Annotated in this window: 14 protein-coding genes, 2 tRNA genes and 1 pseudogene; 5 read left to right on the top strand and 12 right to left on the bottom strand. The window is 35.9% G+C overall.

Going from position 1 to position 15,529, the window contains the following annotated elements; translation table 11 throughout:
* Positions 1-32 precede the first annotated feature (32 nt).
* The 5 genes and pseudogenes from ODZ84_RS13385 to ODZ84_RS13370 form a co-directional block, all read right to left on the bottom strand.
* Complete coding sequence (locus ODZ84_RS13385) at positions 33-2,573, bottom strand: DUF5686 family protein (protein WP_266172848.1); 2,541 nt, start codon at positions 2,571-2,573, stop codon at positions 33-35.
* 640 nt (positions 2,574-3,213) lie between these two features.
* Positions 3,214-4,068 (bottom strand): GLPGLI family protein, encoded by an 855-nt coding sequence (locus ODZ84_RS13380; RefSeq protein WP_266172847.1) that lies wholly within the window; start codon positions 4,066-4,068, stop codon positions 3,214-3,216.
* 66 nt (positions 4,069-4,134) lie between these two features.
* Positions 4,135-4,335, bottom strand: a pseudogene (locus ODZ84_RS23645) (bacteriocin-like protein); the annotation flags it as partial.
* A gap of 437 nt (positions 4,336-4,772) precedes the next feature.
* Positions 4,773-5,195, bottom strand: a complete 423-nt coding sequence (locus ODZ84_RS13375) for a tyrosine-type recombinase/integrase (protein WP_266172846.1) — start codon at positions 5,193-5,195, stop codon at positions 4,773-4,775.
* Entirely contained in the window at positions 5,168-5,977 is an 810-nt protein-coding gene (locus ODZ84_RS13370; protein ID WP_266172845.1) for a site-specific integrase, read from the bottom strand. The genes ODZ84_RS13375 and ODZ84_RS13370 overlap by 28 nt, the downstream gene beginning before the upstream one ends.
* An 80-nt stretch (positions 5,978-6,057) precedes the next feature.
* On the opposite strand from ODZ84_RS13370, the gene ODZ84_RS13365 reads away from it, so the two are divergent.
* From ODZ84_RS13365 to ODZ84_RS13355, 3 genes are all read left to right on the top strand, one after another.
* The gene (locus ODZ84_RS13365) at positions 6,058-6,192 is read left to right on the top strand and encodes a hypothetical protein (RefSeq protein WP_266172844.1); all 135 of its coding nucleotides are present in this window, start codon (positions 6,058-6,060) and stop codon (positions 6,190-6,192) included.
* Positions 6,193-6,408: 216 nt separating this feature from the next.
* Positions 6,409-6,762, top strand: coding sequence for an ISAon1 family transposase N-terminal region protein (locus tag ODZ84_RS13360; protein WP_266172843.1), 354 nt, complete (start codon positions 6,409-6,411; stop codon positions 6,760-6,762).
* A gap of 28 nt (positions 6,763-6,790) precedes the next feature.
* Entirely contained in the window at positions 6,791-7,735 is a 945-nt protein-coding gene (locus ODZ84_RS13355) for an ISAon1 family transposase (protein ID WP_266172842.1), read from the top strand.
* 266 nt (positions 7,736-8,001) lie between these two features.
* Here ODZ84_RS13355 and ODZ84_RS13350 read toward each other — a convergent pair.
* The 4 genes from ODZ84_RS13350 to ODZ84_RS13335 form a co-directional block, all read right to left on the bottom strand.
* Positions 8,002-8,078: transfer RNA gene (locus ODZ84_RS13350), tRNA-Asn, on the bottom strand.
* A 365-nt stretch (positions 8,079-8,443) separates the two neighbouring features.
* Positions 8,444-8,517: transfer RNA gene (locus ODZ84_RS13345), tRNA-Asn, on the bottom strand.
* 80 nt (positions 8,518-8,597) lie between these two features.
* A complete protein-coding gene (gene rseP, locus ODZ84_RS13340; protein ID WP_266172841.1) occupies positions 8,598-9,944 on the bottom strand; it encodes an RIP metalloprotease RseP in 1,347 nt (448 codons plus the stop codon).
* 103 nt (positions 9,945-10,047) lie between these two features.
* Complete coding sequence (locus ODZ84_RS13335; protein ID WP_266172840.1) at positions 10,048-10,488, bottom strand: DUF6646 family protein; 441 nt, start codon at positions 10,486-10,488, stop codon at positions 10,048-10,050.
* A gap of 103 nt (positions 10,489-10,591) precedes the next feature.
* Here ODZ84_RS13335 and ODZ84_RS13330 point away from each other — a divergent pair, with 103 nt between their 5' ends.
* Positions 10,592-11,344, top strand: a complete 753-nt coding sequence (locus ODZ84_RS13330) for an amidohydrolase (protein WP_266172839.1) — start codon at positions 10,592-10,594, stop codon at positions 11,342-11,344.
* A 97-nt stretch (positions 11,345-11,441) separates the two neighbouring features.
* Here ODZ84_RS13330 and ODZ84_RS13325 read toward each other — a convergent pair whose 3' ends face one another.
* From ODZ84_RS13325 to ODZ84_RS13315, 3 genes are all read right to left on the bottom strand, one after another.
* Positions 11,442-11,741, bottom strand: coding sequence for a thioredoxin family protein (locus ODZ84_RS13325; protein WP_266172838.1), 300 nt, complete (start codon positions 11,739-11,741; stop codon positions 11,442-11,444).
* A gap of 121 nt (positions 11,742-11,862) precedes the next feature.
* A complete protein-coding gene (locus ODZ84_RS13320; protein ID WP_266172837.1) occupies positions 11,863-12,231 on the bottom strand; it encodes a rhodanese-like domain-containing protein in 369 nt (122 codons plus the stop codon).
* Positions 12,231-13,640, bottom strand: coding sequence for an MBL fold metallo-hydrolase (locus ODZ84_RS13315; protein WP_266172836.1), 1,410 nt, complete (start codon positions 13,638-13,640; stop codon positions 12,231-12,233). Before ODZ84_RS13315 ends, ODZ84_RS13320 begins: the two co-directional genes overlap by 1 nt.
* A 283-nt stretch (positions 13,641-13,923) precedes the next feature.
* On the opposite strand from ODZ84_RS13315, the gene ODZ84_RS13310 reads away from it, so the two are divergent.
* Positions 13,924-15,450: a helicase HerA-like domain-containing protein gene (locus ODZ84_RS13310; RefSeq protein ID WP_266172835.1), complete on the top strand. Its 1,527-nt coding sequence runs from the start codon at positions 13,924-13,926 to the stop codon at positions 15,448-15,450.
* Positions 15,451-15,529: the final 79 nt, after the last annotated feature.

Below are 15,529 nucleotides of genomic sequence, written 5' to 3'. Positions count from 1 at the left end.
ATCTCCTTTATTTTTATAAAGGAGATTGTTTTTTAAAATCCAAACTGGAAGCCGGCCTTTATGCCGAATTTTGAAATATCAGGCCTGTCGAGATAATTTCCGCGCCAGTTAAAATCTACCCTGAAAATCCTTAGATTTCCAAAGCCTATATTTTCAATTCCTACGCCATATTCATAATATACATGCTCGCTGGGAGCTGTGTATTTGAATCCTTCTACGTTAATGGCTTTTGATTCGTCACTTAGTGTGCCGTAAGCCGCTCTGAAGAATGCAACTTCTCTGAGCTTTAATTTTTTGATTAAAGGAATGTAGGATAAAATTTTTCCGTTAAAATGGTGCTCCAGATGAAGCGTTGTGTAGGTGTCCGCTACAAATTCATAGTAGTTCAGTTGCGCAAAAGTATTTTGGGCTAAACTGTATGACTGGTTTCCGGGAATCACATTCTGTAAAGCCAGGGGAACAGTATCGAAATTTTTTCCTGCCTCAAAATTCAACATCAGCTTCCCAAGATTTCCGATAAGAATAGGCTTGTAAAACATGAACTGTAATTTGTTATAGTTAAAATCGGATCCGAATAAGCCTTCAATACCTTTGGTGTATTTTAAAATGATAGTCGGTGCCAGGGTTCCGTGTTCATATCGGTCGATACCGGTTTGCGAAAATTTTGCCCCGGGTCTCGCAATTAAACTTAATGTAAAGTGAGAATCGTTGGTTGTCTTTCTTAAATCTCCGTTTTTATAATACATCAGACTGAATCCGTCAGGATTCGCAGATTTAATGCTTTGCATGGTGCCGTCCAGTCTGATCTGAAAATTTTTCCAGGGTTCGATGGCTGTGAAAACATTGGTCTGATTAACGGAGCTCAGGGATGCATTTTCACCTCTCGCAAAAATCGTTGAGGAAGCAAAAGTTCGCGCCATGATTCCATCATCATTGGTCAACTGTACTCCTAATTGCAAAACATCTCTTCTCGTTCCGGCACCTATGGTAAATCTGTTTACCCTGTTAAACATAAATCTTGCTTCCGCGCCATATTTTACCTGCTGATCTTTAAAACCATATGCTGTATAAAACTGAACTCTCCAAGGGTCATTTCTTGTAAAGTACGTTCTGGCACCCAGTCTTATTCTGTCTCCTTCCACTTCATTCTTACCATAAATAGAAAAGATGGGTCCTAAGTCAATACCTTTTACTACATTATAATATCCTGATCCAAGCGTTTCGTATAATTTCACCAATCGGTTGAACTTTGGGGTTTGCTGCAGCTTGTCCAACATTTCATATACGCCCTGTTCGGTTTTGGACAGAGAATCCGGTCTGGCATTTAGCCAAAAGGAATCGTCCTTATCTACAAATCGATCATCATATTCTTCTTCCTGTCTTTTGAAAATTTTATCTTCCAAAGGCTTGTTGAACTCATATTCAGAATAGTCAACGGATCTTCTGGCAACGATGCTTTTTGCTGTTTTCTTTTTTGAAAAAGGAGTCATCTCAATCTCAGTGGAAAATTTTCTGGGAAGAAAAGTATTCTCATCAGGATTGTCGTATTCTAACTCGGTCGAGATTCCATTAATAAAATTGACATTAATTTTTTGAGTGGACTTTAATGTAGCGCCGAGAACAGCGTAAGTATCCGTATCAATGTAAAGATATCCCTGAAATGCCAAAACCTCGGTTCTCTTGGGCTGATAGCGGATTTTATAAGCGTTTTCTCCTCTTATGGAAATCGTATCCGTCAGATTATAGTCATACGTACTGAAACCGGTATTGCCGACAGGACTTGGAAAGCCGATGTCAAAATAATTTAAGGTATTGTCATAAATATTAATATCACGGTAAAGGTTCTTTGCCGTAAGTGTGATAATCTGGTTATCCTGAAATCCGGAAGTTTTCTGAGCGGTTAAAAGTCTTTTGTTTTTTTTATCAGGTCTGTTTTCCCCGTAGTTTTCATAGATGGCCTCATTTAAGAAAATGGGAAGTGCCATCTTTCCATTAGCCGTAGAGTCTGCATAATCAAATATAAAATCAAGTTTGTTGAATATTTTCCTGTTCATAAAGGTGCTATCCAGATTATTGGCATCAAACTGAATTTTTTCATATTCCTTATAGGTATACGTATCGAACTTATCTAAGCCGTTGTTTCTTTTTCTTTTCCAGACCTCCTGCATGATGGCATATGCCGGATTTTCTTTCTTGTTTTTATACTTCGGCTTTTCGTTGTGAATAACTACTTCCTTGATCTCGTTAGTCTTTTCCTGGGTAAGATCGATCAGAAGGTTATTGGCATTTTCAGTAGTAATGTCAATACTTTCTGAAGTATATGTTTTTTTTACAAATTTCAACCGGGTTATAATGCTGTCTGACTGAACGGAAAAAGTTCCGGTAATAGTCGTTAAAGCAGGTTTTTCACTGTTGTTTATAAATATAGCCACACCACTGATCTCTTTCTTTGTAGTAGCATCAGTAATTTTACCGGTGACTGTATTTTGAGCGTAAGCAGTATTAATGAAAAATAAAAGAAAAAATAGAGGGTAATATGTAGAATTGTTAATTAACATTTGTAGTTTCTTCAAGCTATTAGCATAAACAAAAAGTATGCACTTTTATTGCCTACATTTAAATTTAAGTCTAAAGCTGCAAATATAGTGAAATAACTCCATCAAAATGATGATGTTATCTATAAAATATTTCTTAAAAATGACACTTAAAAGAGATGGGTAATTTCCAAGTTCTACAATGAGGCTGTGAAATAGGAGAAAATTAAAATAATTGCTCTATTGAAAGATAAATGCCGGCAATATATAATATTTCTACTCTTTGATTATCAAATCATTAAGCATTAAATAGGCCCGCTGCTTTGAAGTGATTCAAATAAAAAAAAGACCTACATTTCTGTAAGTCTCTTGACTCCTCCTGCTGGGCTCAATACTTAATATGTTTCATGTTGATATTTAGTTATTTAGATGTAATTTTTAATAGGGTATGCCTAAAAGTGTGCCTTTTCATTCTAAAAGCACATTGATATATGTAAAAGAATTTGAAAAGTAAATTAGCCTTATCTCTTTGCTAGCAGGGAAATAGATATTCCAGTAGATCACTTTGCTAGTTATAAACTTATTTGACCTACTGACCTACAATAGAAAAAACTATCTTCTACAGAAAAAGATAAATCTGTGTAATTCATAACAAGATATACTCTAGAGACCACATTACTTAATTGCTTAGTTCTAGAGGATTTTCATATTTTTTATTTTCTTGCTTATCTTTTTCTCTTTGTCTTATTATTTCCCGTCCTTTTATGATTGTAGTTCCATAACTTGCAAGTACAGCAGCAGTATTGGCATCAGCATTTTTTAATACTTGTTTCAATTTAGGTTGTGTAGTTTCTATAGCATCATTATATCTGCTTTTCCTAATGGAAATCAACTTTCCTTTCAATTTAGAATTTGATACAGATTTTAACAATTCAAAATCATAATCCCCTTTATCATCAGTTATTTTTATAATTAACCCAGGCAATCCACTAAATTTATAAGGTCCATAGGGTAAAGGAATATCAGTTGAGTACCATGCAATCCAGTTTCTTCCTTTAAAAGTAACTTCTGCTTTTTTACAATTGATTGTATTGATGACTTTTGTTTCATCCATAAGTTTCCAATCCTTTATTACTGGTTCTTTATAAGTGAGTAATGCCATGGCAACTGGTGCAAAATATTGTATATTTTCATTGGATTGTAATATGGTAAAGTGAAAATTAGTTTCAGGAGTTAATGTTCCATTTTTAATACCAAGGGTAATACTTCCATCTGAATTATGTGTTGTTACTCTTGAATTATCTAATACAGAATCTCTTTTAAGGGAGTTACTACTTGCAAAAAATGCTCTTTTATCCCCTATCAATAATGTAAAAAATTCTTTGTGTCTATAATCAGTATTTGTATTAAATTTTGCTTTTAACTGATATGTAAAATCACCATGCAAAGTATCCTGTTTGTATGATTGAGCATGAGATAAAACACTATAAAATAAGATGAATAGTTGAAGTAGCTTTTTTTTATGGTAATGCATGGGGGGTATTAAAAGATTGCACTTATAGTGGAGGTTATCTACCATAAGTGCATAAATTTAGATTAATTAAGCTAAGTTTTGCCTAGGACCACTATAAGTAGGTGTTGGACAATTAATTGCTTCAACCCTGTCTCTCCATTCACTTGCTTGTTGTGGTGTCCAATCTTGAGTTGTTGTTGCAGTTATACCACATCTAGTCTCTGCAATCCAAACTTGACCTGCCTTTACAGTTTTAAGCTCCTCTTTAGAGAGTTTTTTTAAACTTTTTCATATTATATGTTTTAAAAATGAGTTGTAAATATATGTAATAATTCATTTCATAGATGAATTATTTTATTATGTTAAGTATTGATATATAGGTGTATATCAATATAGAAAAATTCACCATACAGTAAAGTATGGTGAAAGTAACTAACTCAAAAACCAATGATAATCAGAATTATCATTAAGTGCCTGTTGAATACCTTTAGTAAAATTGGATATGCAAATAGTAGTTTTTCTTATTCTTGATAATTCTCTTTGATATTGAACATTTTGCATATTAAGAGCCTCTCTCTCTGAACCATAAGTACTATAAAATCCTCTTTTTCTATTTTGAAATAATCTATGGGAAAATTATTAAAGTGGTGATTAACATTCATAAATATTAGAATTAACAGTGTTATAAATAATTAATAAATATAACACTGTTATTTCATTCTTTTTTAATGATTCAACTTTTTTTCTAATTCTCTTAAATGCAAGCTTAATTTTTCAGGCATTATCTCTGCATAATATTCCTGTGTAGCGTTAATCTTAGAGTGGCCTAAAGGTTTAGATATAACTTCCATAGGGATGTTATTACTCAATAATACTGTTGAAGCAAAAGTTTTCCTTGCTGTGTGGTGAGTAAGATTTTTAGATATTTCTAGTGCAGAGGCTATTTCCTTAAGTAGTCTGTTAAAATATTGATTGCTTACTCTGGGTAATAGATATTCACTTTCAGAAGAATATTTAGCTATAACAGCAAGAACTTTTGGAAGTATTAGGGGAACTGAGAAATTTCTTCCTGTCTTTCCCCTCTCTTTATAAATCCATGTAATTCCATCAGGTTTAGTAATTAAATCTCCTTTTCTAAGTTCAAACATTCCTTATATGCTAGTCCTGTATAACAACAAAATAGATAGCAGTCTTTGATTTTATTTAATATTTCAGACTGGAATATGTGATTTTCTAACTGATTGAGTTCTTTTTGAGTGAGGAATATTATTTTAGGATACACTTTTTTAGGTGTATGCTCCTCAAAAGGATTAGATTCTATATGTTTCTGTGATACAGCTTTTTTAATTACTTTCTTAATTCTCTGAATAGCTTTGTTAATAGTAATCTGACTATGTTTCAGCTCAGTTTTAGAATAATATTCAAACTCTGATATGAAGTCAAAATCTAAATCCTTTAGCTTTATATCTGATTTCTTGAATTTGAATCTTATAAACTCTTCCAAATCATCTTTGATATATTCAAACTTATTATAGGTGGGTTGTTTAATATCAATTCCTATCAACTTTTTAAGTCTTTCAAGGTAGAGTTTATAGTACTCTAATAAAGAATAATTTTTCACTAGAGTCTCACCCCTGTATTGTCTGTAAATATCATCTACATTAAAGTTTTCATCTTGGAGTTGGAGTAATAAAAAAGCCTGATTAATCTTATTCTTAATCAGGCTCAATTGGTTGTTAATATAATTGTGTTCTTCATTGGGTGGCTTAGTTTTCTGCTGTTTACTATCCCAATATTTAGGGTTAATGAATAATCCTGTAGCAAAAGGTTTTTTTTCTCCCAAATATGTTATTCTACATCTTAATGGGGCTAAACCTTTAGTGTTTGTCTTTGCTTTGTCTAATACAAAGAGTATGCTTATAGTGTTCATGATTTTGTAGAATTAATAGAGGTTTGAATGGATCAGTTTCAAAAGTTGGGGAGAAAAATTAATAATTGTAATTTTACAAGATGTCATCTGAGAAAGAACTATTAAGATTACTGTTACCGGAATATCTGGTTGAATACTTTGATATAACCCATTTTGAAGAAAAAGAAGGATTGCTTCATCCATTTGAAGAGAAAAAAACGAATAAATTGATTTAAGGATTATTGGATGAATTGAAAAAGATTTACAATCAGAATATACCAAATCTATTGCGATGATAAAGTTATCCGCTGAATCTTTTAATGCTAAAATTAAAAACTTCAGATTGCAGCTTCGAAGAGTAAAAGACAAAGCATTTTTCCTATTCAGATTAGCTCAACTTTGGATCAGTATAAAAAGTTGGGGAGAAAAATTAATAAATGTAATTTTACCAGATGTCATCTGAGAAAGAATTATTAAAATTACTGTTACCGGAATATCTGGTTGAATACTTTGATATTACCCATTTTGAAGAAAAAGAAGGATTGCTTCATCTTTATTTTGAGGAAAAAAATACTGTTCCCAAAGAGCTTTCCTCTTTGCATCTACAATCCAAAGGCTTTCATGAAGAAATCACGGTTAATGACTTTCCTCTCCGTGGAAAACCTGTAAAACTTCACATCAGACGAAGAAGATGGACCGATATAAAATCTGGTAAGATCCTGCAGAGAGACTGGAATCTCATTGCCGTTGGAACCCGCATGACAAAGGACTTTGCGGAGTTCTTAAAAAAAATCAGCCGATACTAAAGCCCTTCCCTTAGAAACCATCGGTGAGATGTATGGGGTACAGGGAAAGACATTCCGCAGGCAATACAAAAAATCATTAAGCGGGTTCAAAGACTGGCTCCAAAAGCCCCATGCGGAAGATTGGATTCTTTATCCGGAAAATTGCTCCTCTTCTCTGTCTCTGGATGAAGTTGCTCTTTCCCAGGGAGAATTATACACGGTTCTTACTTCCAAAAAAGCAAAAGGCAGGAAAGGCAGTATTGTTGCCATTATCAAAGGTACACAGAGTGAAGAGGTCATTGAGCAGCTTCTGAAAATAAACAGGAAGCTTCGCAAAAATGTAAAGGAAATTACCCTTGATATGGCCGGGTCTATGAAGCTTATTGCCAAACGCTGTTTCCCTGATGCTATTAAGGTCATAGACCGGTTCCATGTTCAGAAGCTCGCCACTGAAGCCCTTCAGGAATTAAGGATCAACTACCGTTGGGAAGCTATAGAATGGGAAAATAGCCTGCTCGATGAAGCAAAGAAAAACAGGGAGCCTATTGAGATAGAAACGTTTGAAAACGGTGATACCCGCAAACAGCTTCTGGCAAGAAGCAGGTATTTACTCTACAAAAGCAGGGAAAAGTGGACGCCTTCTCAAATGCAGAGAGCTGAAATTTTATTTACAGAATATCCTGATTTAAAGAAGGCATATGGGTTATCGGATGGATTAAGAAAGATTTACAATCAGAATATTCCCAAATCTATTGCCATGACAAAGTTAGCGCATTGGTTCAGGGATGTTGAAACATCAGGTTTTAAATCATTCTCAGTTTTAAGAAAAACAATAATGAATCATTACAGCGGCATCTTAAACTTTTTCGACAGAAGAAGTACCAACGCTTCGGCAGAATCTTTTAATGCTAAAATTAAAAACTTCAGATTACAGCTTCGGGGAGTAAAAGACAAAGCATTTTTCCTGTTCAGACTCTCTCAACTTTTTGCATAGTCCCCAACTTTTGTTCATGATCCTCAACTTTTTGCATAGTCCCCAACTTTTGAAACTGATCCATTTTTATTTGCATATCCAGTTCCAGCTCTTAAAAATTATGGTGTTCCAAAGCTAAAAGGAAGGTGTACCTTTTTGGAAGCCTATTATTTAATAAAAATATGGGAAATAGAATATTTAGAATATTGTGAAATCCCCTAAACATAGGGGTAACTCACAGAATTTGAGTAGAAATAAAAAAAAGACCTACATTTCTGTAAGTCTCTTGGCTCCTCCTGCTGGGCTCGAACCAGCGACCCTCTGATTAACAGTCAGATGCTCTAACCAACTGAGCTAAGGAGGAATGTCCCTCTTTTAAGGTGATGCAAATATAATATGAATATTAATAGCAAGCAAGTTTTTGCTTTATAAATTTTATTTTTTTTCCTCTGATAGAGGGTGTTTAGTCGCTATTTTGTTATTTTTCAATTAATTAAAAAATAAATTTATTTTAAAATTTCGATACGAAGTCAGAGATTAGAATAAAGATAAAATGTTTTATGTTTTTGTTACGCTGAATCGTGGCCGCTCAATAGCGCCGAGTGCAGGATGTCTGTTTAAATATCCTATTCCGAATTTGTGTTTATTCAAAAACACGCTCCAATATCTTTATGCAGGATAAAGAGGTAAGAATATAAAAAAAGACCTACATTTCTGTAAGTCTTTTTGCTCCTCCTGCTGGGCTCGAACCAGCGACCCTCTGATTAACAGTCAGATGCTCTAACCAACTGAGCTAAGGAGGAATGTCCTATGTTTTAAGTGGTGCAAATATAGGACGAATATTTATACCCTACAAATATTTTTATTAAAAAAATCAAAAATATTATAAGCTTCCGGTGATCGCTTTGAAAATATCACTTCCGAAGATCAGTAACATTAAGCCTAACAGGAAGATAACTCCAACCATCTGTGCATTCTCCAGTATTTTCTGAGGAACCGGTTTTCCTACAATCATTTCATATAATGTGAAAATAACGTGTCCACCGTCCAGTCCCGGAATAGGAATTAAGTTCAAAAATGCAAGCCAAACCGAAAACATTGCGGTAAAACTCCAGAAAGCTGTCCAGTTGATGGAAACACTGCCGTCCTTTGCCTGGTCTACCGGCATATTTTTAATGATCGCAATAGGGCCGCCTACTTTTTTATAACCCTGAACTTTTTTATTGAAAATTAATTTAAACTGCTTAATCTGGTAGGTTAAACTCTCAATACTTCTTGTAAATCCTCTTCCGATAGACTCTCCGAAAGTGAAGTGCTGAGTCTGTGCATATTTTTGCAGCTGCTTATAAGAAGCAATTCCGATAGTTCCTTCCTTTGAAACGGGAATGTTTAATGACTGCACACTTCCGTTTCTCATTACTTCAAGAGCAATGGGTTTTCCGGCACTTTTTACTACGGCATTCTGAAACTCATCATAATAGCTGATTTTCTGACCTCCTGCAGAAACAACCTGGTCTCCGACTTTTAATCCGGCCTCAGCTGTTTTTGGATTGACGATCGTGTCAATCACCGCTGCGTATCTTGGAGTCAGGAATGCTTTAGGATTTTCGTCTTTAAAGGCGAGTGCCTTACCGTCATCATTGGTATTGAAAGTAACTTCTTTACCGTTTCTTAAAACCGTAATCTGATCACTTAAAAGGATATCCAAAGACAATTTATCAAGATTATTCTGCACCTTTCCGTCTACCTTAAGGATCTTATCTCCATCTTCAAAGCCCATAGCCTTTGCGATATGGGTATAATGCATCGGGGCGTTTACCCTGGTGGAATCAAAAGAAGTTTCTCCATTGAAAAAGGAAAGGCATCCATAGATAATCCATGCTAAGAAAAAGTTTACAGTAACCCCTCCCAGCATAATAATCAGTCGCTGCCATGCCGGTTTCGCTCTGAATTCCCATGGTTGCGCCGGTTGTTTTAATTGCTCGGTATCCATGCTTTCGTCTACCATTCCTGCAATCTTTACATAACCTCCGAAAGGAAGCCAACCGATCCCATATTCTGTTTCTCCGATTTTCTTTTTTGCCAGGGAAAACCACGGATCAAAAAACAGATAAAATTTTTCTACTTTGGTTTTAAACCATTTTGCCGGTAAAAAGTGCCCTAGCTCGTGAAGAACTACTAAAATAGAGATGCTTAATATAAACTGGAAAATCTTGATTGCTAATTCCATTAATAAAATTTAGATTTAATTTGCAAAGGTAACAATTCTCAAAACTATGCCAAATAAAAAAACTCCTCAAAATGAGAAGCTTTGTCATAGGGTACGGTATTATTTACAAATTAAAAGAGACGCCGAGACTGCCATTGTTTCCAACTTCTGCAAAAACGCCTATTTTCTCTGTGAAAAAGTATCGGGCTCCGATATGAGCACCTATTCCGAAGCTTTTGCCAAGAACGCCAACATCTACACCGGGATAAATATCTAATTTTTCGGGAAGCTCTAAAGCATCTTTTAAATGAAAATTAAGTCTTCCGAAAACAAAAACCCGATTGTCTTTATCATGATCTTTATATCCGCCAAAGTAGGCATTCAGTCCTGCTCCCACAGATATCAACTGATTGAGACCATAATCGTACGTTCCTGTAACTCCGGTGCCATATCCCCATGCACTTAATCCGAGCTGGATTTTTTGATCTCCTTTTCCGGTCCAGGCCTGAGCATCGGCAGCAGTACTTATAAAAATCAACATCAGCACAAAAACCAGTTTCTTCATGAATTTTATATTTTTAGTGTTAACAATAAAAAATATCCGCATCAAAAATGAAACCGAAATCAATTAAAAATCTTATTTTTATGAAAGTTTTTGAATATAAAATATGAAAATTGCAGGACTTAATTTAGACATCGTCTGGAAAGATAAAAATGAGAATTTTCAATTTATTGAAAGGGAAATTGCGAATACTGAAGCTGATTTATTTCTGTTGCCGGAGATGTTCTCAACAGGATTCTGTATGGACGCTGCTGAAGTTTCGGATAAATATGAAGAGTCTCTCACGTTTTTAAAAAAGATTTCAAAAGAAAAAAATGCTGCGGTATGTGGAAGTGCTTCTGTAGAGGAGGACGGTCATTTTTACAACAGAATGTATTTTGTACAACCAGATTCTGCCGTAAATTTTTATGACAAAAGACATTTGTTCTCTTTTTCTGGTGAGGATAAAGTTTATACGCCGGGAAAAGAAAGGGTTATTGTGAATTATAGAGGGATAAGAATTTTACTGCAGGTGTGTTATGATCTTCGCTTTCCGGTTTTTGCAAGAAATAACAACGACTATGACGCGATATTGTATGTTGCCAACTGGCCGGAGAAAAGAGTAAGTGCCTGGGAGCATCTCCTAAAGGCCAGAGCTATTGAGAATTTAGCTTTTGTTTTTGGATTAAACAGAATCGGAACAGATGGGAATAATCTCTTTTATAAGGAAAGTTCGCACTGCTTTTTTGCGGACGGAACCGAAATTTCTGAGAAGATGGGAAATATTGTTTCTGCCGAATTGGATCTTACAGAATTAAAAGACTTCCGAAGTCATTTCCAGTTTTTAAATGACCGGGATTCTTTTTCGTTGGAAGTGTAATTAAATTTTAAAAACTATCAGACGTTAGTTGTATCCATTACAAGGTCATTCAGGATTCGAAACAGGTAATAACCAAAAAACTGTGAAAAATCACAGTTTAAGCATATTGTTGTAAAAGTTGAGTGAGCGTATTCACGTCATGTACACCACTTTCTTTCCAGAGCATTTCCCCTTGTTTGAAAATGGCCAGTGTAGGAACTCCGCGAACTCCATATTGAACTGCCAGTGCCGGGTACTGGTCGACGTCTACTTTTATGATTCTGGCCCCTTCGCCTATATTTTCTTTCACCGTGGTTAAAACTGACGACTGTACCTTGCAGGGCTGACACCATGTTGCAAAGAAGTCAATTAAAACAGGTCTCTCGGATTCAATAATTTCCTGAAATTTTTGTGACATAATTTTTGTTTTATGAGGTTGTTTCCAGTTTAGAGCTTATAATGATTAAACTAAATAATAGTACAGTCAACGATACCGATAGGCATGTATCAGGTTATCAATCAACCAGAAGCAGTCTTTTTTAATAAATGGCTTTATCCTGAATGGCTTTTACGTTTTGCAGGCTGGTGCCGTCATAAACATCAATACCGTTTTTCTTTAAAATTTTAAATGCCTCATCTGCCTGTACACCTTTGTTACAGAAGACCACTACCTTTTTGCCTCTTAAAGATTCCGCTTTAGTATGTATTTCTGCTAAAGGAATATTAATGGCATTATCTGCTGTGCCGGCTGCATACTGTTCAGGTGTTCTTACGTCTACCAAAACAACATCGGGGCTGCTGATGGCTTTTTTAACACTAGTATAAAAAGTACCCGCGGTGGCAGAGGTCTGACAGGCACTCAAAAAGCAAGCTGCCATCAGAATAATTCCGAAATTTTTTATTTTCATTATAACGTTTTAGACTGGCATACAAAATTGGAGGTTGGAAACTTCTCTGTTTTTTTAATTCCGTTGAAGCCTCCCTCTATTTCTGTGAAGTTTCTGATTCCATGTGAATTAAGAATGCTTGCTGCAATCATACTTCTGTAGCCTCCTGCGCAGTGTAAGAAAAAATGTTCTGAATCTTCAATTGTTTGTATCCAATCGCTTATCAGATCCAAAGGCTTATTATAAGCATTTTCAATGTGTTCGGCTGTATACTCTGAGATCTTACGTACATCAATCACTTTTGAGTTTTCATTAAACTGTTCAGCAAATTCTAACGGAGAAATTCTTTTAATTTCATCTATTTCCTTATTTGAATTTTTCCAAGCTTCAAAACCGCCTTTTAAATAACCCAAAACATTGTCAAACCCAACTCTGCTTAATCTTGTGATAGCTTCTTCCTCTGCTCCTTCATCCACAATCAGAAGCAGAGGATGTTTTACATCCACAATCAGGGTGCCTACCCAGGGAGCAAAGTCTCCTTTCAGGCCTATATTGACAGAATTCGGGATAAATCCTTTGTGAAACTCTGCAGGGCTTCTGGTATCAAGGATCAAAGCTCCGGTATCTTCGGCATAAGATTCAAAATCTTCGGCGGCAACTTGGTTAAGGCCCTTATTCATCACCGTTTCTAAACTCTCATATCCTCCTTTGTTCAAAGCAACATTCATCCCGAAATATTTGGGAGGAGCTGTAAGTCCGTCCAGTACCTCTCTGATAAAAGATTCCTTATCCGGCTGGTTCAGGGCATAATTGGTTCTTTTCTGATTTCCTAAAAGATCTACTGTTTCTTTCTGCATGTTTTTTCCACAGGCAGAACCTGCTCCGTGTGCGGGATAAACAGTAATGCTGTCGTCCAACGGTAAAATTTTAGCGTGAAGGCTTTCATATAAAATGCCCGCAAGATCTTCCTGGGTAAGATTGGTCGCTTTCTGCGCAAGATCCGGTCTTCCCACATCTCCCAAAAATAAAGTATCTCCGGTAAAAATAGCGGTTTCCACACCATTTTCGTCAATCAGGAGATAGGTGGTGCTTTCCATAGTATGGCCAGGCGTGTGAAGAACTTTTATTTTAATCTTCCCAATTTCAAAAACCTGATAATCCTCTGCGATAATCGCTTTAAAATCTGGCTGTGCGGTAGGGCCGTAAACAATGGGAGCCCCTGTTTTTTTGCTTAAATCCAAATGTCCCGAGACAAAATCTGCATGAAAGTGCGTTTCAAAAATATATTTTAAAGTTACATTATCTTTTTCCAGACGATCCAGATACGGTTTCACTTCCCTTAAAGGATCTATTATTACTGCTTCATTCTCTGATACTATGTAATAGGCGCCCTGCGCAAGACAGCCAGTATATATTTGTTCAACTTTCATTTGTTTTGTAACAATTTGTTGTTATTTAATGTACAAAAATCGGGTTTATTTTTTTAAAATCGGTTAAAATATAGAAATCTATACCAATAGAATAAATCAATAAAGTCTTTGTACGTTTTGATCTGTAAGATTATGGTGAAATATTAAATAAATCATTGATTATTTCCCCATGACTAAGGTAAGCATATTTCAAGAGATCTGAATACTGAAATTCGTCATGACTTTTTGCGATGCCTCCATATTCTGGAAAAACTTTTTATATTTATCAGTTAAAAAAGAATCAATGGCAGATAAAACACAATTTATTGAAGAACTTAATAAAAAATATGCCCCGAAGGGAGATTATATTATATTGGGAAAGGGAATGCTTGACGGAGAGGTCGTACCTGAAGTAGATGTTACCATTCCTCTGAAAACAATCAATCGTCACGGACTTATTGCAGGCGCTACAGGGACAGGGAAAACAAAGACCCTGCAGGTTTTTGCCGAACAGCTTTCCCATAAGGGAATCCCCTCTTTGGTACTGGATATTAAAGGGGATTTTTCCGGAATAGCAGAAGCGGGTATACAAAATACCATTATCGACGAAAGGTATGCAAAAACGCAGTTACCTTACCATCCTCAGGCTTTTCCGGTAGAATTAATGACCATTTCCGGTGAAAAAGGCGTAAAATTAAGAGCCACCGTTACCGAATTCGGCCCGGTATTATTAAGTAAAATTCTTGAGCTGAATGATACTCAGCAAAGCATCATCTCCATTGTTTTTAAATATTGCGACGATAAAGGACTTCCCCTGATAGACTTGAATGATCTGAAAAAGGTTTTACAATATGTTACCGAAAATGCACAGGGTAAAGCTGAACTTTCGGCGAATTACGGATCAATCGCCTCTGCTTCTCTGGGAGCTATATTGAGATCTATTGTGGCTCTGGAGCAGCAGGGCGCAGCAAGTTTCTTCGGTGAACTGAGCTTTGATGTACAGGATTTACTAAAAACCAGAGACGGAAAAGGAGTGGTAAATATTTTGAGAGTAGCCGATATTCAGAATAAACCGCAGCTGTTTTCAACCTTTATGCTGTCTCTTTTCGCGGAAATTTATATGACTTTTCCGGAGGAAGGGGATAGTGGCAGGCCTAAACTGGTTCTTTTTATAGATGAGGCGCATCTGATTTTTGATGAATCTTCGAAGGCACTGCTGTCTCAGATCGAAACCATGGTAAAACTGATTCGTTCTAAAGGGGTGGGAATTTATTTTATCACCCAGATTCCGGGTGATGTTCCGGAGGCTGTTTTATCGCAGTTAGGATTGAAAATTCAGCATGCACTGAGAGGATTTACCGCAAAAGATAAAAAAGAGATTACAAAAGCCGTTGAAAACTATCCGACAACAGACTACTATAACGCATCCACTCTGATCCAGAACTTAGGAATCGGAGAAGCTTTTGTGACTGCCTTAGATGAAAAAGGGATCCCAACACCGCTGGTTCATACCTATCTGATCTCTCCGGAGTCCAGGATGGATGTTTTGAATGATGCGGAAATTTCAATGTTAACGGGTAAGTCAGCCCTGGTGGCCAAATATGAAAAGGTTGTGGATAATGAATCCGCCTATGAAATACTGGTCAGAAGAATGGAGCAGGCAACCCAAAATCCACTGCCAAATCAAAAATCCAAACCGGTAAAAGAAGAGCCGGGAATGTTTGAGCAGGTATTGCAAAGTAAAGCGGGAAGAACATTTACCAGTACGCTTATGCGGGAAGGAGCAAAAGCAATTCTGGGCATGCTGGGCTTAGGAGGAAGAAAAAGATAAAATTTGTATATTTTTTGCTATTTTAGCAGGATTACCTTTGTCAATTAAACAAAAACTGAAGTGAGTTCTGCAGTTGTAT

The sequence above is a fragment of the Chryseobacterium fluminis genome, assembly GCF_026314945.1.
GTDB lineage: Bacteria > Bacteroidota > Bacteroidia > Flavobacteriales > Weeksellaceae > Chryseobacterium > Chryseobacterium fluminis.
The sequence above is the reverse complement of the archived record's forward strand: the minus strand, read 5'-3'. Positions and strand labels throughout refer to the sequence as shown.